This window comes from Bradyrhizobium sp. 170 (genome assembly GCF_023101085.1).
Taxonomy (GTDB): Bacteria; Pseudomonadota; Alphaproteobacteria; order Rhizobiales; family Xanthobacteraceae; genus Bradyrhizobium.
Genome location: NZ_CP064703.1, coordinates 2,768,076 through 2,788,437, shown reverse-complemented (window position 1 = coordinate 2,788,437; position 20,362 = coordinate 2,768,076). Strand labels below are relative to the sequence as shown.

The window sequence follows — 20,362 nt, the reverse complement described above, 5'->3', positions numbered from 1 at the left end:
AACAGGCTGGAAAACGACCGTCCCCGTTAGAAGGAATCCGAAGGATTCCAGGTTAGTAAAGTTACGGCCGCGACAAGCTACTGAGCACCAAGACGTTTCATCCGATTTTGGTCCTCGATAGCACGAAGATCGGGTCCTCGATGGCACGTGAATCCCGGTCCCCGATAGCACGAGCTGATTCACAGGTTTTCCCCCCGGCAGGTGGTCAGAGCCCGCTTGCGCAGACGTTCTACAAACGGATCGACGGGAGTCGGCGCAAAGACGAGACGTTCAGCGCCTCGAGGTCCCGGTCGGATGAAAAGACGGTAGCCAGGCATTGCCTGGCGACGGACTATTTCGCGCAGGTCGTAGGCAAAATGTTTGAGCGGCGAGAGGCTGCCGGACTTGGCGTGGAGATGAACAAGATCGAAACTCCAGCCGCCTTGCTGATGGCCGCCGTGCTTACGGACGACCCGATAAAGCCAGCGCTCAAGTCCACCTGTCAGGTCGAAATAGGCCCGGTCGATCGTGAGCACGAGCGCGTCGTCCAATACACCGCCGTAGAACCAGTCCGGCAGGATCAACTCCAGTCCACGCGGGCGGCCGTGCACATCCGCGGTCTCCTTCCACTCGTTAATCCAGGAGAACCGGTGCCGCCGGCGCTCCGTCGGTTGACGGATCGACGTCATCACGCTGGTCGATTGCAGCCGGTCGAGCGCCGCCTTGAGACGGTCGTAGTCGCGGGCGCTGGTACCGCGGCCGACGAAGGTAAGGATTTCGTAGGGCGTTGTCGCCATCAGGCGGGAGGTCTTCAGCCCGCTGTCTCGCGCTTCAACAATCTGCGAAGCGGCCCAGATCAGCACATCCGCGTCCCAGATCGTCGCCATGCCGTGTTCCGGCACGGCCTCGACGCGAATGGCGATCTTGCCAGCGCGGAAGTCGATCGGAACGACGCGCCTGGACTTGGCCAGGGAGAAGAACGGATATGCCATCAGGTCCTGCGCATCGCGTGCCGCGAGGTCGCCCGGAAGCGCTCGGAACAGGTCGAGCTGTTCGCGCTCTAAGATACCTCGGCGCCAGGCCGGCCGATCATGTTCCCTGGCCATCAGCATCGCGCCTTGCCCGCATAGGGAATGGGGCTCGCATGCCGCCTGGCGGGTAGCACCGTGCCGGCGCCTGGATCAGAGGTGGAGGTTTTGGCGCCCCGATCTGCCCAGGCCCTCAGGTCCTCCAGCGCATAGACCACGCGCCCACCAAGTTTTCGGTAGGCCGGGCCGGTGCCGTAGGTTCGGTGCTTTTCAAGCGTGCGACCGGAAAGCGAGAGGAACCGCGCAGCTTCGGGCGTGCGCAGATAGCGCGGCGGCAAGCCGGCGTTCGGATCGGGCATTTGAAAGGCTCCATGATCTTCTGAAGCGCCGGCGAGGTTGGCGGCGCGTCGAAGGTCAGGGTGGCGGAGTGAGGGCGCGAAGGGGGATGCCGATGATCGGGAGGTCCGTTTTCGGCCCCCCTTGAATTATCGGCTATTGCTTGCGGCGCGACCGCTGAAGCAATGCCCGATAGCTGCCGCGCATCAGCGCCAGCCCGCTCTGGACCAGGCGGATCGTGCGGTTACGCAGGTCATGGGTTTTCCAGGCATGATGCGGAATGCGGCTTTTGCCAAACAAGGCTTCTGCAATGGCGCGATAGCTGTTTCCTTCGGCTCGGCCATCGAGGGCGCGGATGGCAAGCGTTATCCGCTGGCGTCTTTGCGCAGACAGCGCAGGAAGTGGCGGTCCCGGCCGCCGTCCGCCAAGAGCCGACCACAGTCGATGCGCGGCGCGCGAGCGAACGTCGAACTCGGCGTCGAGCGGTAGTTCGAGGATCAGCAATGTGGCCTCAGTTGGGGGCTCCCTCAGCCACAGCCGATGCGTCGTTCCACCCAACCGGACGACGGCATGCCATCCATCTGACGCACGCCGAAGCTCGGCGCCGGTCAGTTTGGTCAGGTCAAACTCGTACCGACAAGCATCAATCGACGAACGAACTCCCGCCGGCAGCACGGTCGGCAGAACCTCGGGCGCCCAGAAGATGGCCTGCGTATCGAAGGGTTGGCGGGGGTCAGCTGCGAAAAGAAAGCCCCCATCGCTCTCGGAATTTTTCCTCGCTCAGCGCAGCCGGCGACCCGCCACGCTGCAGCGAGCGGTAATCTTCACGATAGTCGAGATTGCGACGAAGACACTCCCAGGCGAAGTCAGTTGCTTCGGCACTCTGCAGGCTTGCATAAGCCTCCGGCGATCTCCAATCGAATTCCGACATCGTGTTACTTTCCCCATGCTTAAAAGGACAGGGAATTGCAGCACGAGAATGGGGACCCTTTATGGTTGCACGATACGCTGTCGCTATTGCGTCATTCAGCTTTGCAATCAAGGGACAAACAAGAAGTCATCTTTCTGTCAAATGGAATTCACTTTCCATCTTCTCGCCGGCCTCCATGCAGCAGATGACGATAGCCCTGGTCCGCCATCCATTTCGCGCGAGCAAGATGGGTGTCGAACGCACGGCGTGCACGTTCCGGCTCCCGGACGGCATCAATGTGGAGGATGAGGCGCGCCGCTTCGCGCCAATCCGCGTTATCGGCCTCGGCGTCGAGCAGGCGCAAATAGGTGACGACGTGTTCCTCGTCATACACTGTCAGGACGGGATCATCGGGAGCCGTATCTGCAACATTGGGATCGAGCGGTGGCGACGGCATTGAAACTCCTACTATTTTCTAGAAGCTTCGACCTCGGGGCATCTTAGCTGCCCTCAGGCGATCTTTGTACTGGGAAGCCCGGCCGCTTAGAGGCTTTGTTGGCCCCAAAAGATTAACCAACCGTTTGTACGGAACGTTCCCACCCGTCGGATATCACGCGCGATTGTAGAGAATACTCCGTGGTGAAATACTCTTCAAGGCGCTGCCCTCTCAGGCATGGAGATACGAGAGGTACTCGCGCTCAATCTGAGGAAGCTTCGACGGGCACGCGGCTTTTCGCAGGAGGAGTTGGCGCACCGTGCCAAAATCGACCGTACCTACATCAGCTCGCTTGAACGAAACCTTTACGCCGCCGGCATCGACGTGGTGGACAGGCTCGGACGGGCTCTTGGGGTCGAAGCAGCAGATCTTCTCAGGCGTCCCCCTGCCGAATCAGGCGAACGAAAGAAGCGGACGCCGCCCAAGCGTTGAAATCGAAATTTGGATCGGATGCTGGTGCAACGCTTTTTCGCGAGCCGGGCCTAAAGGCCAGGCCGGACGCAGTCCCGCGTCAGCCGCGTTGGCCGATCCTTGCCGAAAATGCAACACCCCGCTCGACGAGCGGGGTGTTGGGTCTGGTTCGGCTCAGTCCACGTTGGGCTTGCGGCTGCGGGACCAGATCAGGGTGGAGGTCTCGGCGTCTTCGTCGTCGAAGAGGTTGGCGTAGATCGGAGCGTTAAAGCTCGGATCGTCGAGCTTCACCGACAGATAATCGCGGCCCTCGCTGGAGCGCTTCGGCCAGGCGGCCCCGATCTCGGCGCGGCCGACATAGACCCGGTGGCTCGGCGCGTTGTCGCTGGTCCGGTCTGTCTCGGGCACGATGCGGACGCCCTTGGTCTGGAGGCTCAGGGTGACGATCTCGCCCTGGAATTCCTGGCCGGACTTCTTGAAGGAACCGATGTTAGCCATGTCACTTCTCCTTAGCTTGTTTCGAGCCCGCGACCACCGCGGCCTCGATGGCGATCTGAAAGCCGAAGGCGATCGACGCCGCACCCGCTTGGGCCGCAGCGCAGCGGAGGATGGCGGCGGTGAGACTTTCTTGGCCCGCGCGAGGAATGGGCGAAGCCCAGGGGAAGAAAGTCGATCCGTCCGCCATTGCCGTTCAGGCGATCGAGGCGCAGCCGGCCTTCGGCTAGATCAAGCCAATGAGAGGCAAGGTGCTCGCGTGCTCTGAACAGCATTCGAGGAGACGTGCCAGCTATCAATCGGTCCGAACAAGAGACCCCGGCGCATCCGGGAAGGAAGAGAAAACCTGGCGTACAGAAAGGCGGCCAAGCGTCGACGAGACAAACCGGACCAACGACAACGCGCCGAGCCTTCAGGATTATCGTCGACCGACGGGATCGTCACCGCCCGTTCGAAGCGCTCCCGCGAGGGCCGCTATCTTTCGGTCACGAAGAACGACAGCCTCCCGTTCCATAGCGAGCCGAGAGAAGACGGAGCCGGACGATCACCCGTCTGGGGTCACCGATCCCAAGCATGGTCCCAAGGGTGATGGAGCCGACCAGCACCAACGCTCTCGCTGAGAACAGGTGTCGTCAATATCGCCACGCGGGCCCAAGCGGTGCATCCGATGCCGACCGCGCCGACCAAGGCAAACACTTCCCGCCACCATTCCGAGGAAATGCCGATATGAGCGAGGCTGAGCGTCACCTCATAGCCGGCCCATACAGCGGGAGCCGCGAACAAAAGGGCTATGACAAGACGGATGGTGGGAGAGCGTGTGACAGAGAAGAGATACCGACCGGCCAAAAGTCCGAAGGCACCCGCGACAAAACCAACAGCGATGGCGCCGATGGGACCTATTCCAGTTCGATACGTATACATGCCGGCGGTCATGCCGACGAAGAACGGCAATGCATAGACTGCGAGCGTGAATAGCGCCCAACAGCCGACGCCGAGCCCGGCGATATTGAGAAGAATGCCAGTGGTGATCATGGTGGTGGCTCCCGTGACACGTGTTGCAAGGGTTACGCCTCCACCACCACCACGGCGCACCATTTAGCATAGCCGAAGACATGAGGTGACGGGAGAGGAAATTCGTTGGCGGTACCTCCGTCTGGTCAATACTGAAATGTGCCTTTTGTCCGGCAGTAGCGGCGCTTACGCGCCGTTGTCGCCGCCGAACTTCCAGACGGGAATACCGAGCTTGCGCGCTTTGTCGGCGAGATTGTCCTGAATGCCGGTGCCGGGGAATACCATGACGCCAACCGGCAGGACGTCGAGCATCTGGTCGTTGCGCTTGAAGGGTGCCGCCTTGGCGTGGCGGGTCCAGTCCGGCTTGAAGGCGATCTGCGTTACCTTGCGGTGATCGGCCCAGCGGGCGGCGATGCGTTCGGCGCCCTTTGGCGATCCTCCATGCAGCAGGACCATGTCAGGATATTTGGCCCGGACCTTGTCGAGCGTATCCCAGATCAGGCGGTGATCGTTGCAATCGAGCCCGCCGGTAAAGGCGATCCTGGTGCCCGCGGGCATCAGCGGCTCAAGGGCGACACGACGTTTGGCTGCGAGAAAGTCGCGACTGTCGATCATGGCCGAAGTCAGGGTGCGATGGTTCACCAGAGATCCCGAGCGTGGCCGCCAAACTGAGCCGGTGTGACGTTCAAACTGCTCGGCGGCCTGGTCGCGAAAGAACTCGATGGTGTTGCGGCGTTCGATTAGGGTCATGCCCTCGGCGATGACGCGTTCCAATTCGACCGAGCGGATTTCCGAGCCATCCTGATCCTTCTGGCTGCGCTTCTGCGCCAACTCATTGCCGTCAAGGTCGCGTTCGATACGCATCGTGGCGCGGTGGAAGAGATTGACGCTTCCCCACAGCAGGTTCTCAAGATCTGGTTCGAGACGGGTCTCGCTGAGCGTCGCGATCAGGGCGTCAAAGATGTCGGCGACGGCGTCGGCGACGGTGTGCGCTTCAGGCAGCGGTCTGGGGTCGGGTTCGTCCTGAAAGGGGCGATAGCCATGGAGCTGGAGTTCGGTGAGAACGTGATCGGTTGGGGATGTCGTGAGCGGCGGATCCGAGGTCTGTTCGTCGCGATCGGTCGTCATGGCGTTTTCCTTTGTCGGAACGGCCGCGCCCATCGCGGCCTTCGTGGTGACGAAAGGCGGCGGGCGGACAGGACCTGCACCGCGAAGCGGCTGAAGCGGAGCGGAGGATGGCGGGAGCCGGCTATTTTGTTTCGCGATGTAAAGCGTCCGTAAGGACGCGACGGAAAATAGCCGGCTCGCGCCATTGCATGGCCGGGCCGCTTGCCGCAGGGTCGCCCTCTCAGAAGGCCGGGGAGCGGTCCTCTCCGACACACCGGGAAACGCCTGCGAACCGGCGCGAGGGAATGCGGAGACCCCCCGTTCGTGTCCCGTACCGGCGGCGTGTCAGAACTCCACGAAGCGCGCTACGTCCTCCGGGGCGAGTCGTGCCCGGAGCGCTGCCCGAAGCGCATCGATGCCGAAACCTCGGAGATCCTCGTTGAAATCTCCGCAGCGCGGCGACAGGGCGATCGCCTCGATCCCGTTCGTGCCAGCCCGCGCGGTCAGGCTTTCCATTGCATGATCTCCGGCGGGATCGTCGTCGCGAACGATGTAAAGGCGACGCAGTGTGGCCGGAAGGAGAATGGCTGCGAGGTGAGCGGCTGAAAGTGCCGCCGCCATTGGCATATCAGGCAAACCGCAACGGAGCGACAATATGGTTTCGATCCCCTCGCCGGCCGCCATCACGTCGTCTGCGACACCGAAACGAACGGCGTTACCGAGGAGATGGCCCATCGCGCGTCGTGGCGTGTCGATTGGCGCCTTGCCGCTGGCCGAACGATCGAACCCTTGCGGATTGAGGTAGGTACGATGCGCGCCGGTAATCCTTCCGCCGAGATCGGTCACCGCCGCGATCATCGCCGGCCAGGTCTCGGTCGGTTCGTATGGATCCGGACGGTAGTAGCAGCGCGGATGGAACCGAAGGCTTGCGCAGTCGCGAAGCACCGTGATGCCGCGGGCACGGAGATTTGCTTCCGCAAGCGTCCCCGCAATCGGCTGAGACATCGCGAATAGCCGCCGTGCCGATTCCGGAGAACCCCTGGTCGCCGACTTCGGCGATCCAGTCGGTACCACCGAATGACGCGGCGGGTAGTCCGGTTCAGGTCGTGGTAGCCTGAGGAAGCGTCTTGCTTCGCCAGCCACGTCGCGGAAATCGACGAAGCCGCAGCTTTTGCGGATGACGTCGAGCAGATCGCCGTGCTCGCCGGTGGCGGCGTCGGTCCATTTGCCGGCGACGCGTTTGCCGGATGCATCGCGGCTCAGGCGTACGAACATCGAGCGGCCAGCGGCGTTCCTGACATCGCCGACCTGCCAATAGTTTCCGACCCGCCGCCCGTTGGAGAGATAGTGACGGCACACCGCCTCGGCCTCCCGCGCCAGGCGATGCGCCAATTCGGTTGCATCGCGGGGCATGTCACGCCGCCGCCCGATCGGAGATGCGCGAGAGCGGATAGCGCTCCAGCACTTTGCCCAGGATTGCCGGCCCGGAAGCGTCCGTCGGCACGAACATGCGCAGCTTCCACGAGATGATTTCGTGGAACAGGCCATAGGCTCGCAGCCGGTCCCGCATCGCGTCGGTAAAACCGGACAGTTCGATGCGGTTCACGCCCATGACGCGGACGCGACGAAGTTGCAGGCCTTCGGCGAGATCGAGCACGGTCTTGCCATCCATCAGCGCCGTAAAGGCCCCGTCCGGCGTCAACGTCGCCATACCGATTGAAAGTGCGCCCGCGACCCAAGCCGGCGAGACCTTGCGGCCAATGATGCGCTCGCCGGTATCCAGTTGGAGCCGGTAGACCCGCGTCGACTCGTTGGGCAAGCGCTTCCAGATCGGTAACAACAATCCAGACACGATGTGGATCTTGCTGTCGGTGAATTCCGGTACCTCGGCAACCTCCGCGGTCCAGACACGCGAAAAGGTCTCGCGGTCGGTCTCCTGCCAGTGGGTCTGTGGCATCATCGCCAACGCGACAGTTGGATGCTCCATCGGTCGAATGAGACGCACCCGGCGTTCGACCTCACCGTCGTCAGTCATCAGACTGCGAGCCGGTACCTGCACTGCCGCTCGTCTCGACTGGCTGTTGACCAGGAGCACGGCGCGCGGATCGGCGAGACGATTGAGCGCGTCGTCGAGGGTAACGGGTCTGTTGCGATCACGTTGGGTGATCGTCAGCAGACGGGTCTCAGCCGACGTGCCGGGATGGGTGTAGATGGTCTGCCGATCGGCGATGGCAAAGGACTCTGCCGTGAGCGTTTCCAATCCGACATCATAGGTACCGCTTGCGATCGCCCCCTCGATGCGCGAGGTCAGCAATTGTTCGAAAGCCGTGAACAGGATGTTCTGCAGATCGATAGTCATCGCCAGCAGACGGTTGAGGAAGGTCGTGATCGGCGGCAATTCGTCCCTGATGCCGTTGGCATCCATAAGCTTGAGCCCTGTGGTATCCTCAAACGTCTGGAGTGAACAATCCTCGACCTTGCCCATGACAAGGAGAACGTAGAGCTGCCGCAGGGCATCGCGGGCATAGTGGCTCTCCAAATTGTCCTCGGATCTGAACAACCCCTGCCCGCCGGTCTGGCGCTGGCCTTTGGTGATGGCGCCGAGGGTGTCGAGACGCCGCGCGATGGTCGAGAGAAAGCGCTTCTCGGCCTTCACGTTGGTCGCGATAGGGCGGAACAGCGGCGGCTGCACCTGGTTGGTGCGGTTGGTACGGCCAAGGCCCTGAATGGCGGCATCGGCCTTCCATCCGGCCTCAAGAAGGTAGTGAACCCGAAGGCGGCGGTTTTTGGCTGACAGCTCCGCATGATAGCTGCGTCCGGTACCGCCTGCGTCGGAGAAAACGAGGATGCGCTTGTCGTCATCCATGAACGCCTGGGTTTCGGCGAGATTCGCCGAACCCGCGCGGTTCTCGACCACGAGCCGATCGATGCGATCGGCGCCCCGCTTGCGAACGATCCGGCGCGAACGGCCGGTGACTTCGGCCACCATGTCGGTGCCGAAGCGCTGAACGATCTGATCGAGCGCGCCGTGGACAGGCGTTAACGAGGCGAGTTTTTCGATCAGCCGGTCGCGGCGCGCGACGGCGTCCCGACACTGCACTGGCTGGCCGTCACGGTATACCGGCCGTGACGACAAATTGCCCTCGCTGTCGGTGAAGGGCTCGTAGAGCTGGGTCGGGAACGAATGCGCGAGATAATCCAGCACGTATTCGCGCGGGGTAATGTCGACCTGGACGTCGCCCCATTCCTCGGTCGGAATTTCGGCGAGCCGCCGTTCCATCAGCGCCTCGCCGGTCGAAACAATCTGGATCACGGCGGCATGGCCCGCCGCAAGATCGCGATCAATGGCTGCGATCAGCGACGGCGTCTTCATCGCCGTAATGAGGTGGTTGAAGAAACGCTGCTTGGCGCTCTCAAAGGCGGAGCGCGCGGCGGACTTCGCCTGCGCGTTCAAAGTGCCGGTGGAGCCGGTGATGTTGGCCGCCTGCATCGCCGCATCGAGATTGTTATGGATGACGCTGAACGCGCCCGCATAAGCGTCATAGATGCGAATCTGCTCGTCGGTGAGCGTATGCTCAACCAGCTCGTATTCGACGCCCTCATATGACAACGATCTGGCGGCATAGAGACCGAGCGCCTTGAGATCGCGCGCCAGCACTTCCATCGCCGCGACACCACCGGCCTCAATCGCCTCAACGAACTCCGCGCGGGAGGCGAATGGGAAATCTTCGCCGCCCCACAGTCCAAGCCGCTGCGCATAGGCGAGATTGTGGACCGTAGTGGCGCCGGTCGCCGAGACGTAGACGATGCGCGCGTTCGGCAAGGCATGTTGCAGGCGAAGCCCCGCGCGGCCTTGTTGTGAAGCGGCCGCGCCGCCACGTTCACCTTTCCCGCCCGCCGCATTCTGCATCGCGTGAGACTCGTCGAAAATGATCACGCCGTCGAAATTCCTGCTCAACCATTCAACGATTTGCCGGACCCGAGAAACCTTCTCGTCACGCGCGTCGGAACGTAGCGTGGCGTAGGTCGTGAAAAGGATGCCCTGCTCCAGACGGATCGGTGTGCCCTGACGGAAACGCGAGAGCGGTGTCACCAGCAGGCGTTCCTGGCCGAGTGCGGACCAGTCACGCTGGGCGTCCTCGATCAGCTTGTCGGATTTGCTGACCCACACTGCACGGCGGCGACCCTTGAGCCAGTTGTCGAGCAGGATACCGGCGACCTGACGGCCCTTGCCGGCGCCAGTTCCATCACCAAGAAACCAGCCACGCCGAAACTGGACGGCGTTCTCGGCGTCCGCGGGCGCGGCCGAGACGAAATCGAACGTCTCGTCGACCGTCCATGATCCCTGGAGAGTGCCGCCATGGGCTTCGCCGGCATAGATCACGGATTCAAGCTGTGCATCCGACAGCAGGCCGTCCGACACCACATTCGCGGGAAGATGCGGCCGATAAGAGGGAATGGGTGGTGCGACCGACGCCATCGCCGTTGATTGCACGAGCATGGTGGGATGGGCTTGGGAGCCGGGAATACGGATCGACTGTAAGCCGTACTGTTCGTAGAGGGCTTCGGTGATGCGGCCGTGCTCGACGGGGTGCCACGCCAGGGTTTCGTGGGCGAGTTCGGTCGCCTCGGATCCCATCGCCGGTGCTGGGGCGGCGGATGGGCGCATGGCGTAGGCGCGTACCGTTTTGAGAATGGCCGGACGCGCGGGCGCTGGACTGGCGACAGCCGATCCGATCGGAGACCGAGATGGCACCTGCCGTATCACCCAGCCGAGCAGTGTTGCTACATCCGGCGCCATGCCTGGCGACAGCGGAAACACCGTTGTATCTTCGCAAGGCACCTTGTCGATCACGGTCAGGCGCGTATCGGTGCTGGTGCCGTGCTTGGCGAAGACCGTGCCGTCAATGGCAGCGGAAAACACGACCCGCCCGCGTTCCTGCAGGGCGACGAAAGCGTCCCGCCACGCGGGATTGTCGGGCGCGCAGTTCGCGCCTGATATCGCGACCAGGCGTCCGCCTTCGGCCAGGCGTCCCAGTGCCGAGGAGATGTGACGGAGCGCCGCGTCGGCCATACGGCGATCGACGTTGGCGACGGCCGAGAATGGCGGATTCATCAGCACGACGCTGGGGACGGTGTCGGTGTTGAGATGATCGTCGATGTGCGCGGCATCGAACGAGGTCACCGCGATGCCGGGAAAGAGGAGTGACAAAAGTCCCGCGCGGGTTTCGGCCAACTCGTTGAGGGCAAGAGATCCCCCGGCGAGTTCGGCGAGGATCGCAAGCAGCCCGGTGCCGGCCGACGGCTCCAGGACAACGTCAGCCGGCGTGATCGCGGCGGCCAGGCTCGCCACAAAACTGAGCGGAATGGGCGTACTGAACTGTTGGAACGTCTCGCTCTCTTCGGAGCGGCGGGTATGGGTAGGAAGAAGGCTGGTGATTTTGGCCAGCATCGGCAGCATGGCGACCGGCGATGCGGCGCGTGCGCGCATCGCCGGGGCGAACTTGCGCAGGAACAGCACCGTCGCCGCTTCACAGGCGTCGTAGCCGGTCTTCCAGGCCCAGGCTCCCGAAGCGTCGGTGCCGCCAAAAGCGGCGTCCATGGCGACGCGCAGGAGCGGCGCATCGATGCGACGACCACTTTCGAGATGAGGAAGGAGAAGTTGCGCGGCCCGGCCAATCGCGGCAGATCGGCCTGCGATATCGGAAGCGGCCTCAAAGCACGCGGATGCGGCGGCAGAAGCGGAGATGTATGTCATGGAAGTGACCTCGAAAGAGCGGAGACGGGTCGAGCCGCAGGCGCTCTCTCTCGACCTCGCCGGCTCAAACCCGTCCCGGCCGCGCTCTTCCTTTGACCCGTCCACGAACAAAGGGTCCGACGCATCAGCGTCGGACCCTCGAGTTGCCCGCGATCAAGCCGGTTGCGCCTCCGGCTCGATCAGCCGCCTGGTGTGCTTCTTGACGCAGCAGGCACGATCGATCGGCCCCTGCCCGCTACACGGAACCGCGCGATGGCCGGGAGCCCTACGAGTGAACGGGTACAGTGGATCGCACCGAAGGTCAGGCGGCCCGACCCTCGACGACATCAGCGCCGACCTCATCCTCGGTGACCTCGTTCAGGCGCACGTTGGAATAGCGATGTTGCGTCAACCAGCGCTCGGCCGCTTCGTGGCTTTGGGCTAGATGAAGCAGTTCGGCATTGTCGCCATATTCCTGGAGGATGCGTACCGCGCCGATGGCAGGGCGTTCGACGATCTCGAAGCGGAGATCGCTGTCGAGGGAGTATGTACGCCTGACCGTCAGCACCACGACGCCGCCGCTCCCGAAATCGCCCTCGTGGAGTGTGAAGCTGGCAGGCGAGATCCAGTTCGGCCGCTCTCTGGCCGGCTCTTTCCTGACGAGGCGCCCGGCGCCGTTGCGGTTTTCCCACGCCGCGAGCTTCTTTTTGAAGCGCGCAGGCGGCCTCGGCGTGCCGTCGGAATAGCGAATGAGTGAACCGAGTGGTGCATTTTCGTAGACAGTGTGAGCAGACATGATCGTTCTCCTGAAACGATGAAAGCCCGGCATGTCCCTGTCATTGGGGGGAGCCGGGCTTGGGGATGGGTGTGAGGCTGGGAAGGTGCGAAGCGGCCGCAACCGCCTCGCGTTCACTCAACTATTCAGCTGCGATGATTTGGGGCCGGTCTTCGTCTGCGTCGGCGGCGACTTCGTCGTCCTCCGCGAGGAATTCCGGAAGCGCCTCGACGTCCGCGGCCGGACCTTGCTGCGCGTCGTCGATGTCAGGGAGACGTAGCGGCTCGGGCAGCCAGCCCGTGCCATCGAGCAAACGCTCGGCCTCCCGCGCCATGTCGCCTTTCTTCAGGTGGTCGATGAGCTGCACCGACGGCTCACCCTTGGCCTCGCGCACCGCCTGGAGAATGCGGGGCTTGGTGACGCGGCCAAGGTAGTTATCGGCAGTCGGCTTCCAGCCTGCTGTCACCATGTCGAGCTCGACAGCGCGAGCCAGGGCATCGGCCTGATCGAGCCGGCGTCGGACGCCGTGGGCGGAGACGCGCCCCTCATTGTACCGGTTGGCGGGTTCGTGAAGTGCGTTGACCGCGGACGAGGCGCAGTGCGCGAACAGGGCCGCCTGCGCGGTCCCGTCGAGCGCGGCAAGCGCGTCCCACAGGCCGCCCTCCTCCTTGGGCAACCGCGCCTTCCATCCATCGTGGCGTGCGTCGATGGCGACAGCCGACGCGCTCTCCTTCAGGCCGGCAGCCTGAGCGGGGAACGTCGGCGTTCGGATCGAGATCTCCAGGCAGCCGCTCGACGATGCGAAACGATAGAAGGTCGCCAGCACGAAATTGTGCAGCACCGCCTGGAAGGCGACGGCGGGGTTGTTGGCCAGTGCATCGCGCAGCGCCAGCGTGCGATGCGCGGTCAGTTCGGTGACGAGCCGGTCCGGCAGCGGCTTTACGGCATCGTCATCGTCCTCGTCGACTGGCTCGGTCGACGCACCACCGACCGTGATGACGGCACGCTTGATCGTACCGGGCTCCCGGTTGTCGACTGTCTCTCCCCCAGCGTCGGCGTCGCTATCGGGGACTTGGGGCACCTCGTCCTCAGGACGAACGTAACCGCGGTCGATCGAGAGTAAACCTTCGGCGTCGATGCTGACGAAGCCGCCGGCACGGGCGATGTCGGCCGGATCGTAGATGAGCGATCGGTCTTCAAATGCCGAACGCGCCGCCTCGATCTCGCCGAGAAGCTGGTCGATCTCTTCGGGGAGTTCGTCGGCGTCCTGGTAGTCGGTCTCGATCCTGGCGTACTCGGCATTCAAGGCGTCGAGCGTCGCCCGCTCCTCCTCCGTCAGTTCAGCCAGCTGACCGTCGAGTTGGCGCAGTCCGTTGGACTGACCGTAGGGGAAGTCGACGGCAACTGTGATCCACTTCCAGCCCTCGGACGCGATCGCCTCGGCCTCGATCCTGAGCTTCTCCGTGACCATACGATCGAGCAGCGGCACGTCCTGCAGCCACCCCCCGTCATCGTGCTGAAACAAGTCGCGCAGCACGACGCCACCCGCCTGCTCGTACGCGTCGAGCCCGACGAATTGGGCGCGGCGGTCGGAGGCGCGCACGGTGTGTTCCGTGAGCATCCGGCGGATCTGGTACGGTTCGTCGTTCTGAGAGCGGCTCACATCGTCCCAAACCTGCTCCTGACGCGCCTGGTCGCCGGTGACGGTAAAGGCCATGAGTTGCTCCAGCGTCATGCCATCCTCGGCGTAGACGTCGTGCAGCTTCGGCGACACCGAAGCCAGGCGCAGGCGCTGCTTGACGATAGCCGGCGTCACGAAATGCCGTGCGGCGATGTCCTCTTCGCTCATGCCGCCATCGCGGAGGATTTGGAACGCGCGGAACTGATCGAGCGGATGCAGGCCGACGCGTTCGTCGTTTTCCGCAAGCGAGTCGTCTTCGGCAATACCGCCGTCCCTGACCACGCAGGGGACCGGTTGCGTCTTCGCCATGCGCTTCTGCTTCACCAGAAGCTCGAGGGCGCGGTATCGACGCCCGCCCGCAGGCACCTCGAACATGCCGGTCTCCGTGCCGTCGGCGTCGACGACGGCACGGACGCTGAGGCTTTGCAGCAAGGTGCGCTGCGCGATGCTCTCGGCCAATTGCTCGATCGAGATGCCCGCCTTGACGCGGCGAACATTCGACTGGCTCAAGACCAGCTTGTTGAAAGGAATGTCCCGGGATGGACTGAGTTTGATCTTCTGAACGGCGCTTGCCATGTCGAATTCTCCGCGACGGGCGGCCGAAAGACTCTCTCTCGACCTCCAACCCGTCACGAAAAGCCCACCCCTCCTCTCGCTCTCTGACGCACCGCCGCGAACGCAAGCCGAAACAACCGGCGGATACACTACGTGGCCTCCTCGTTGCTATCATTGGCAGAGGCGATCGGCCGTTGCAGAAAGCCGAGCAGGAAATCGGCAGCCTTCGATGCCGCGCTCGCCGCCCGCACGACGGCGCGGTTGTCCTCGCGCAGCACCTTGAGCCAGGAGCCGATATAGTCGGCGTGGCGCACGGTCGGCACGATGCCAAGGGTGGCGCAGACAAACGCCCCCGCCATCTCGGCGCGTTATCTGAACAGTCAACCTGTCTCACAGCTCGTTTGTGACGGCGAACTTGCTGGTTTTCCGAGCCGTTCGATCGAGCGGTCATCATGAGACAGATTCTTCGCTTTTCCCAATTCGGAGAACGCGCGTGGAACAACGAAGCCTTGGGGACAGCAGGATGCTCGTGCGAGGACGGACATCCGCCCGCCCACAGCGTCAGCAGCATTCTATGATGCGAGCAACCGCACGACGCTTGGCTCGAGGAAAGGCCACGAGATCGCCAGTACGAGGAAGATAGTGGCGCAACTCATCGCAAAGAGGGTCGGCTTCGCAGGCCTCGTCTTCGATCGGAGGCTCTGCCACCCGACCCAGAGCCAAGCGGCGGCGGCGGCGACGAGCGCGAGATCCATCATCCAACTCTGCGCTTGTGCGAACCAAGCAATGATGCCGCCGGCGCTCGCCAGCGCAACTGCCGGCAGGGCGAACGGCAGCACGCAGCAGACCGCGCATGCAAGCGCTCCCGTTGCCGTCACCGCGGCGGCAGCCACGATGACACGACCACCAGCCTTCCGCGCGAGCGTGTCGACGCCGTCATGGGGGAGTTCAGGCGTGTTCCGCATCATTGGTCCCCCGGTGAACAGCCGCAAGCGGAGGCACCGGGCCCGCGCCCTTGGAAAGGCTCGAAGACGGCGTCGAGGGCATCGCGTGCGCTCTCGGGAGCCTCTATGACGAGGTGAACGGCATCTCTCTCTACGCGCACGTCAAAGGTTAGGAACGCACAGCATTCCTGCTCGCGCGCGACCATCTCGCCCACGCGGTCGAGCGCAGCTGCCGCGTAGGTGAGTTCGAGGCGCAGCCCATCCCGACGTTGGGAGCGCAAGGCGTCGCGGTTGAGGTCGTCGATCCAGGCCACGCGCTCCTGGAAGTCTCCGGATCCAAGGGTGCAGGCGATCGGCGTTGGTTCGGCCACGGCAGCGGTCATCTTCGATGCTCCTTCTGATCGTCCGAGAGCCTGGACGACTTGGACTGGCAGGAAGATAGGACTTCAAGTAACTTGAGGTTCAAGAGCCCTGACGAAGGAAAAACGCGATGCAGGATCTGAAGATCGGCGCCTTGGCGAAGCGCACCGGCACGAGCACGCCGACCGTCCGCTACTATGAGGAGATTGGCCTCCTGCCTCGCGCGATCCGCCGCGAGGGCGGCCAGCGGAGCTATGGCGACGAGGACGTCAAGCGGCTGACCTTCATACGCCGGTGCCGCGACTTCGGCTTCTCGATCGAGCAAGTGCGATCACTGGTGGCGCTGATGCAGGACAGGGAGCGGTCCTGCATGGAAGCCCGAGATATGGCGCAAAGCCACTTGGACATGGTTCGCGTCAAGCTGGAGGAATTGAGGGCGCTGGAGCGGACAATCGCCCGCTTCGTGGAGAGCTGCGATGCGTCCTGTGCCGGCGGACCAGGACCGGATTGCGTGATCCTGGGAGATCTAGCGCAATCCGCACCGCTTCGGCACGCTGGCGCAGGCTCGAAACGCCGAATGTCGCGTCAAGCATGTGGCTAAGAGCATCGGTGCGAATGCGGCTTTGACGCAGCCGGTGTCGCCCGAGGGCGACGATTCCGCAAAACTGAAATTGAGCGACGCTGCGGCGTTTGCTGCAGAAACGCCGACGCGATCGGCTGGAAAGGATCAGGAAGAGTGGAACAGGTTCGAGCGGCCTTGGAGGCGCGCCAGGTCGCGATCTACTTCGCCGCGATCGCAGTCGGGGCGCTCGTCGGCCTCACCGTTCCGACCGCGAGCGCGCTTGAGTTCGCCATCAATCCCGCTTTGGCGGTGATGTTGTTTGTGACCTTCCTCCAGGTTCCGCTGGCAGAGCTTGGGGCGGCCCTGCGAAACACGCGCTTCCTTGGCGCTCTGCTCGCGACGAACTTCGTCGTCATGCCGGCCGTTACGGCCGTGCTCGTGCAGTTCCTGCCATATGATCCGATGCTACGGCTGGCGGTTCTGTTCGTGCTTCTCACACCTTGCATCGACTATGTCGTCACCTTCACGCATCTCGGCCGCGGCGACGCCCGGCTGCTGCTGGCGGCAACACCGGCGCTCCTGCTGCTTCAGATAGGGTTGCTGCCTGTCTATCTAAGATTAGTGCTGGGTGGTGATGCCTCTGGCCTCGTCCAGCCTGGCCCATTCATCCACGCCTTCGTCTGGCTGATCGCCGCTCCCCTTGTGCTGGCCGGAGCTGTCCAGCTCTGGGCCCAGCGAGCGGCGAGTGGCGTTCGGGCGGCGACTGCATTTGGGCTTCTTCCGGTGCCGGCGACGGCCCTTGTCCTGTTCCTTGTCCTCGCCTCGGTCATGCCGCGGATCGGCGAAGCGAGTGCCGCCGCGCTGACGGCGGCGCCGATCTACGTGGCTTATGCCATTCTCGCGCCGGTGATCGGCTGGCTCGTCGCACGAAACCTACGTCTTGAGCCCAGGGCCATCCGTGCGGTGTCGTTCAGTGCAGCAACGCGCAACTCGCTCGTAGTTCTGCCGCTCGCCTTCGCAATCCCCGGAGGCGTGCCGACGCTTCCAGCGGTGATCGTCACCCAGACGATCATCGAACTCGTGAGTGAGCTTCTTTACGTGCGCTGGATTCCACGCCTGTCGACGAAGCTCCCGCAGTAATCACGGCAGATTGTGTTCTTGGCGCGCTCAACCAGCGCAGCACGACAGTTTGGCGACATCCCTGCCGAACGACAGCGCCGCGAGCTTCAGGCCCTCGACGGTGGTGAGATACGGAAAGATCGCATCCGCGAGGTCGTCGACGGTGAGACCCTGCCGGATCGCCAGCGCCGCGGTCTGGATGCTGTCGGCTCCTTCCGGCGCGAGGATATGCGCACCCAGCAGCCGGCCGCTGCCGGCGTCGGCCACGAGCTTGATGAGTCCACGAGTGTCGCGAGCGGCGAGAGCGCGCGGCACCTGGTCGAGACCGATTGTCGAGATACGGATGGCGTGCCCGGCCGCGCGCGCCGCGGCCTCGGTCAGGCCGACGCTCGCCACCTGCGGGTCGGTGAACACAATGGCCGGCATGGCGCTGTTGTCGTAGCGCAGGCTGTCGCCATTGAGGGCGTTCTTGGCGGCGAGCTTGGCTCCGTAGGCGGCCATATAGACGAACTGGTCGCGGCCGGTGACGTCGCCGGCGGCATAGATGCCGGCCCCGGTGGTGCGCATGCGGTCGTCGACGACGATGCCGCCCTTCGGCGAGACGGCGATTCCGTGTTCGGTGAGCCCAAGGCCTTCGATGTTGGGCGCGCGCCCGGTGGTGATCAGCACCTGATCGGCGTCAATCGTGGTGTTCTGGCCGTCGCGCGAAACATCGAGCGCAATGCCGTTCTCGGTCTTGCGGATCGCACGGTAGGCGATGCCGGAGATCACGGAGATCCCTTCGTCCTGGAAATATCCCGTCAGCGCCGCGCCGATCTCGGCCTCCGCCTCGGGGAGCAAATGGGACCGGCATACGAGCGTCACCTTGACGCCCGCGCGGGCGAACATCTGGGCAAGCTCCGCCCCGATATAGCCGCCGCCGATGACGAGCAACGATCGTGGTAGCTCCTCAAGATCGAGCGCGGTCGTGCTGGTCAAATACGGCACGGCCTCGATGCCGGGGATGGCGGGTATCGCAGGCCGCGCGCCGGTCGCAATGATGATCTTGCTGGCCGAAATGCGGGCGCCGTCCACCTCGACACCACCTTCTATGAGGCGCGCCGGTCCTTCACGATAAGCGATACTGTTGTAGGCGGGAAGCAGGTTCGTGTACTTGGCCTGGCGCAGTTCGGAAACGAGTGCATCCTTCTGACGAACGGTGCTGCGCCAGTCGGTCAGTTCGGCCTCCGCCGTGATGCCGGCAAAACGCGCTGCTACGCGCGCGTTGTGAAGCGTCTCGGCGGCTCGGATCAGAGTCTTCGACGGCACGCAGCCGATGTTGACGCAGGTGCCGCCGATGGTGCCGCTGCCGATGAGCGCTACCTGCGCGCCCTGATCGGCGGCCGCGATCGAGGCCGAGAAGCCGGCCGAGCCGGCGCCGATGACGACGAGATCGTAGGCGCCACCATTGCGACCGTTCGTGCGAAACCGGTCCGCCACTACAGCGCGCTTCGATGTCGAGCCGACCGACGACTGTGCCGCCGTATCGAGGCCGGCGAGGCTCGGCCCGAACAGAGCGCGGCCAGCCTCCAGCCCTTCCTCGATCGACAACCGAAACCCGGCCTCGTCCGCGGCCTGTTCACGGCGCCAGGCGGAGAGATGGTCGTCCGAACAGAAGAAGGCGGTGGTCGCGCACAGCGAGTTCGCAGCACACGCGCCTTCGTAGCGAACGCTTTGCCACATGACAGCAGTCCGCGGCTCGATCTGCGCCAGCGCCCGCCCTTGGTCCCGAGTGGCGATCCGGATTGGCGCACCACAATGGCGGCAGCGCGATGCAATTATGATATCGCGATCAGTCATGGCGCCAATGCCGAGTGCGTCGACCGCGCACATGGCGTTGAGAACACGTCCGTCCAGTGTGACCCGGTGGCCCGTGTCCTTATCGGTGAAGGGATAGGCGCCGACGATCCGCTCGCCGTCGAGCACGGCCAGGTCGCGACGGCGGAGCTCTTCGAGCAGAGGGCGGACGGACGTATCGTTCAACCCCGCTCGCTTCGCAAGCGCGCCCGTGGTCGGGGCTCGTCCGTCTTCGGCGTAGAGTTGGAGCAGCGCAACGCGAACGCGGTCGGTGGCGGGATCGTAGCCTCTCCAGCGATCGAACACATGGTCGGACCCGACCATTGCCTGCAGCGCATCCTTGACCGCTGGTGATTTGACCACAGACCAATCCGGAAACGTCACGCCCGGCCGCACGGCGTAGCTCGGTAGTGTCGTGGATGCGGAAGCTGCAAGCTTGTCCAGGGACGAGGAGGATGTGCAACAGTCGTTCATGGCTTCACGCCCTCCTTGTGAATTTTGGTCTCGCTGCTGGCGGCTTTTGCGTGGCGACGATGGATAGCCCACGCGACGAGACCGAAGCACGCGACCATCAGGGGAAGCACCACCAGACCCTCACCTACCAGCCACGCGCCGAGGCCGGCCAGTGGCAGGACTCCGGCGAGGAGCGGCGCCGCGCAACAGATCGCAGCGAGGACGGCACCAGCCGTGCCTGCACGGATCAGGGCGCGGTCATTCACCTCAACTGCCCTGCTTCACCGTATGGGCCGGATAGCCCGCGTTCATGCTGGCGGTCGCGATGGCGTCCGAGTTCGTCTTCGTGTCGTCGAAGATCACGGTTGCGGTCTTGGCACGGAAGGAAACGGCGACCTTTGCGACGCCGGAGACCCCCTCCATCGAACTCTTCACGATGTAGGGACACGAGGCACAGGTCATGTTGTCGACGGAGAAGGTGACCGTGCGCTCGCCGGCGAATGCAGTCGATGCCGTCATCATCGAGGCGATCAAGGTGAGTGCGCTCAAATATTTGTTCATCGGACG

Annotated in this window: 21 protein-coding genes and 1 pseudogene; 3 read left to right on the top strand and 19 right to left on the bottom strand. The window is 63.7% G+C overall.

Going from position 1 to position 20,362, the window contains the following annotated elements; genetic code table 11:
- Positions 1-179: 179 nt before the first annotated feature.
- The 5 genes from IVB05_RS13090 to IVB05_RS13070 all read right to left on the bottom strand — a co-directional run bounded on the left by IVB05_RS13090 (position 180) and on the right by IVB05_RS13070 (position 2,710).
- Positions 180-1,085, bottom strand: coding sequence for a replication initiator protein A (locus IVB05_RS13090; RefSeq protein ID WP_247786673.1), 906 nt, complete (start codon positions 1,083-1,085; stop codon positions 180-182).
- On the bottom strand, positions 1,085-1,366 hold the full coding sequence (locus tag IVB05_RS13085) for a helix-turn-helix domain-containing protein (RefSeq protein ID WP_247784785.1): 282 nt from the start codon (positions 1,364-1,366) through the stop codon (positions 1,085-1,087). Before IVB05_RS13085 ends, IVB05_RS13090 begins: the two co-directional genes overlap by 1 nt.
- Positions 1,367-1,499: 133 nt before the next feature.
- Positions 1,500-1,847 (bottom strand): DUF2285 domain-containing protein, encoded by a 348-nt coding sequence (locus IVB05_RS13080; RefSeq protein WP_346771853.1) that lies wholly within the window; start codon positions 1,845-1,847, stop codon positions 1,500-1,502.
- A gap of 229 nt (positions 1,848-2,076) precedes the next feature.
- Positions 2,077-2,274 (bottom strand): DUF6499 domain-containing protein, encoded by a 198-nt coding sequence (locus tag IVB05_RS13075; protein ID WP_214489758.1) that lies wholly within the window; start codon positions 2,272-2,274, stop codon positions 2,077-2,079.
- A 148-nt stretch (positions 2,275-2,422) separates the two neighbouring features.
- Complete coding sequence (locus IVB05_RS13070) at positions 2,423-2,710, bottom strand: DUF2285 domain-containing protein (RefSeq protein WP_247784783.1); 288 nt, start codon at positions 2,708-2,710, stop codon at positions 2,423-2,425.
- A 216-nt stretch (positions 2,711-2,926) separates the two neighbouring features.
- On the opposite strand from IVB05_RS13070, the gene IVB05_RS13065 reads away from it, so the two are divergent.
- Positions 2,927-3,181 (top strand): helix-turn-helix transcriptional regulator, encoded by a 255-nt coding sequence (locus IVB05_RS13065; protein ID WP_247784781.1) that lies wholly within the window; start codon positions 2,927-2,929, stop codon positions 3,179-3,181.
- A gap of 153 nt (positions 3,182-3,334) precedes the next feature.
- On the opposite strand, the gene IVB05_RS13060 is transcribed toward IVB05_RS13065, so the two are convergent.
- The 11 genes and pseudogenes from IVB05_RS13060 to IVB05_RS13010 form a co-directional block, all read right to left on the bottom strand.
- Entirely contained in the window at positions 3,335-3,658 is a 324-nt protein-coding gene (locus IVB05_RS13060; RefSeq protein WP_247784780.1) for a DUF736 domain-containing protein, read from the bottom strand.
- Between the two features lies 1 nt (position 3,659).
- Positions 3,660-3,845, bottom strand: a complete 186-nt coding sequence (locus IVB05_RS13055) for a hypothetical protein (RefSeq protein ID WP_247784778.1) — start codon at positions 3,843-3,845, stop codon at positions 3,660-3,662.
- 368 nt (positions 3,846-4,213) lie between these two features.
- Positions 4,214-4,687 (bottom strand): hypothetical protein, encoded by a 474-nt coding sequence (locus tag IVB05_RS13050; protein ID WP_247784776.1) that lies wholly within the window; start codon positions 4,685-4,687, stop codon positions 4,214-4,216.
- 165 nt (positions 4,688-4,852) lie between these two features.
- On the bottom strand, positions 4,853-5,794 hold the full coding sequence (locus tag IVB05_RS13045) for a DUF2493 domain-containing protein (RefSeq protein WP_247784775.1): 942 nt from the start codon (positions 5,792-5,794) through the stop codon (positions 4,853-4,855).
- A 324-nt stretch (positions 5,795-6,118) separates the two neighbouring features.
- The gene (locus IVB05_RS13040; RefSeq protein ID WP_247784773.1) at positions 6,119-7,186 is read right to left on the bottom strand and encodes a toprim domain-containing protein; all 1,068 of its coding nucleotides are present in this window, start codon (positions 7,184-7,186) and stop codon (positions 6,119-6,121) included.
- 1 nt (position 7,187) lies between these two features.
- On the bottom strand, positions 7,188-11,531 hold the full coding sequence (locus tag IVB05_RS13035; RefSeq protein ID WP_247784771.1) for a strawberry notch-like NTP hydrolase domain-containing protein: 4,344 nt from the start codon (positions 11,529-11,531) through the stop codon (positions 7,188-7,190).
- Positions 11,532-11,832: 301 nt separating this feature from the next.
- A complete protein-coding gene (locus IVB05_RS13030; protein WP_247784770.1) occupies positions 11,833-12,306 on the bottom strand; it encodes a hypothetical protein in 474 nt (157 codons plus the stop codon).
- Positions 12,307-12,427: 121 nt separating this feature from the next.
- Positions 12,428-14,542, bottom strand: coding sequence for a ParB/RepB/Spo0J family partition protein (locus IVB05_RS13025; protein WP_247784768.1), 2,115 nt, complete (start codon positions 14,540-14,542; stop codon positions 12,428-12,430).
- A 128-nt stretch (positions 14,543-14,670) separates the two neighbouring features.
- A pseudogene (locus IVB05_RS13020) lies at positions 14,671-14,886 on the bottom strand (zincin-like metallopeptidase domain-containing protein); the annotation flags it as partial.
- Positions 14,887-15,093: 207 nt separating this feature from the next.
- Positions 15,094-15,486, bottom strand: a complete 393-nt coding sequence (locus IVB05_RS13015) for a hypothetical protein (protein ID WP_247784766.1) — start codon at positions 15,484-15,486, stop codon at positions 15,094-15,096.
- Positions 15,486-15,848 (bottom strand): hypothetical protein, encoded by a 363-nt coding sequence (locus IVB05_RS13010; protein ID WP_247784764.1) that lies wholly within the window; start codon positions 15,846-15,848, stop codon positions 15,486-15,488. The genes IVB05_RS13015 and IVB05_RS13010 overlap by 1 nt, the downstream gene beginning before the upstream one ends.
- A 107-nt stretch (positions 15,849-15,955) precedes the next feature.
- Here IVB05_RS13010 and IVB05_RS13005 point away from each other — a divergent pair, with 107 nt between their 5' ends.
- Positions 15,956-16,426: a helix-turn-helix domain-containing protein gene (locus IVB05_RS13005; RefSeq protein WP_247784762.1), complete on the top strand. Its 471-nt coding sequence runs from the start codon at positions 15,956-15,958 to the stop codon at positions 16,424-16,426.
- A 135-nt stretch (positions 16,427-16,561) separates the two neighbouring features.
- Positions 16,562-17,527, top strand: a complete 966-nt coding sequence (locus tag IVB05_RS13000; RefSeq protein WP_247784761.1) for a bile acid:sodium symporter — start codon at positions 16,562-16,564, stop codon at positions 17,525-17,527.
- A gap of 27 nt (positions 17,528-17,554) precedes the next feature.
- Here the strand turns inward: IVB05_RS13000 and merBA are convergent, their stop codons facing one another.
- The 3 genes from merBA to IVB05_RS12985 are packed head-to-tail and all read right to left on the bottom strand — an operon-like array spanning position 17,555 to position 20,356.
- Entirely contained in the window at positions 17,555-19,816 is a 2,262-nt protein-coding gene (merBA, locus tag IVB05_RS12995) for a bifunctional organomercurial lyase/mercury(II) reductase MerBA (RefSeq protein ID WP_247784760.1), read from the bottom strand.
- Positions 19,813-20,061 (bottom strand): mercury transport protein, encoded by a 249-nt coding sequence (locus tag IVB05_RS12990; protein ID WP_247784759.1) that lies wholly within the window; start codon positions 20,059-20,061, stop codon positions 19,813-19,815. Before IVB05_RS12990 ends, merBA begins: the two co-directional genes overlap by 4 nt.
- Position 20,062: 1 nt before the next feature.
- The gene (locus tag IVB05_RS12985) at positions 20,063-20,356 is read right to left on the bottom strand and encodes a cation transporter (protein ID WP_247784758.1); all 294 of its coding nucleotides are present in this window, start codon (positions 20,354-20,356) and stop codon (positions 20,063-20,065) included.
- Positions 20,357-20,362 lie beyond the last annotated feature (6 nt).

Coding starts and splice junctions, on each gene's coding strand:
- IVB05_RS13090 (WP_247786673.1), bottom strand. CDS start 1,085: ATGGCCAGGGAACATGATCGGCCGGCCTGGCGCCGAGGTATCTTAGAG.
- IVB05_RS13085 (WP_247784785.1), bottom strand. CDS start 1,366: ATGCCCGATCCGAACGCCGGCTTGCCGCCGCGCTATCTGCGCACGCCC.
- IVB05_RS13075 (WP_214489758.1), bottom strand. CDS start 2,274: ATGTCGGAATTCGATTGGAGATCGCCGGAGGCTTATGCAAGCCTGCAG.
- IVB05_RS13070 (WP_247784783.1), bottom strand. CDS start 2,710: ATGCCGTCGCCACCGCTCGATCCCAATGTTGCAGATACGGCTCCCGAT.
- IVB05_RS13065 (WP_247784781.1), top strand. CDS start 2,927: ATGGAGATACGAGAGGTACTCGCGCTCAATCTGAGGAAGCTTCGACGG.
- IVB05_RS13060 (WP_247784780.1), bottom strand. CDS start 3,658: ATGGCTAACATCGGTTCCTTCAAGAAGTCCGGCCAGGAATTCCAGGGC.
- IVB05_RS13055 (WP_247784778.1), bottom strand. CDS start 3,845: ATGGCGGACGGATCGACTTTCTTCCCCTGGGCTTCGCCCATTCCTCGC.
- IVB05_RS13050 (WP_247784776.1), bottom strand. CDS start 4,687: ATGATCACCACTGGCATTCTTCTCAATATCGCCGGGCTCGGCGTCGGC.
- IVB05_RS13045 (WP_247784775.1), bottom strand. CDS start 5,794: ATGACGACCGATCGCGACGAACAGACCTCGGATCCGCCGCTCACGACA.
- IVB05_RS13040 (WP_247784773.1), bottom strand. CDS start 7,186: ATGCCCCGCGATGCAACCGAATTGGCGCATCGCCTGGCGCGGGAGGCC.
- IVB05_RS13035 (WP_247784771.1), bottom strand. CDS start 11,531: ATGACATACATCTCCGCTTCTGCCGCCGCATCCGCGTGCTTTGAGGCC.
- IVB05_RS13030 (WP_247784770.1), bottom strand. CDS start 12,306: ATGTCTGCTCACACTGTCTACGAAAATGCACCACTCGGTTCACTCATT.
- IVB05_RS13025 (WP_247784768.1), bottom strand. CDS start 14,542: ATGGCAAGCGCCGTTCAGAAGATCAAACTCAGTCCATCCCGGGACATT.
- IVB05_RS13015 (WP_247784766.1), bottom strand. CDS start 15,486: ATGCGGAACACGCCTGAACTCCCCCATGACGGCGTCGACACGCTCGCG.
- IVB05_RS13010 (WP_247784764.1), bottom strand. CDS start 15,848: ATGACCGCTGCCGTGGCCGAACCAACGCCGATCGCCTGCACCCTTGGA.
- IVB05_RS13005 (WP_247784762.1), top strand. CDS start 15,956: ATGCAGGATCTGAAGATCGGCGCCTTGGCGAAGCGCACCGGCACGAGC.
- merBA (WP_247784760.1), bottom strand. CDS start 19,816: ATGAACGACTGTTGCACATCCTCCTCGTCCCTGGACAAGCTTGCAGCT.
- IVB05_RS12985 (WP_247784758.1), bottom strand. CDS start 20,356: ATGAACAAATATTTGAGCGCACTCACCTTGATCGCCTCGATGATGACG.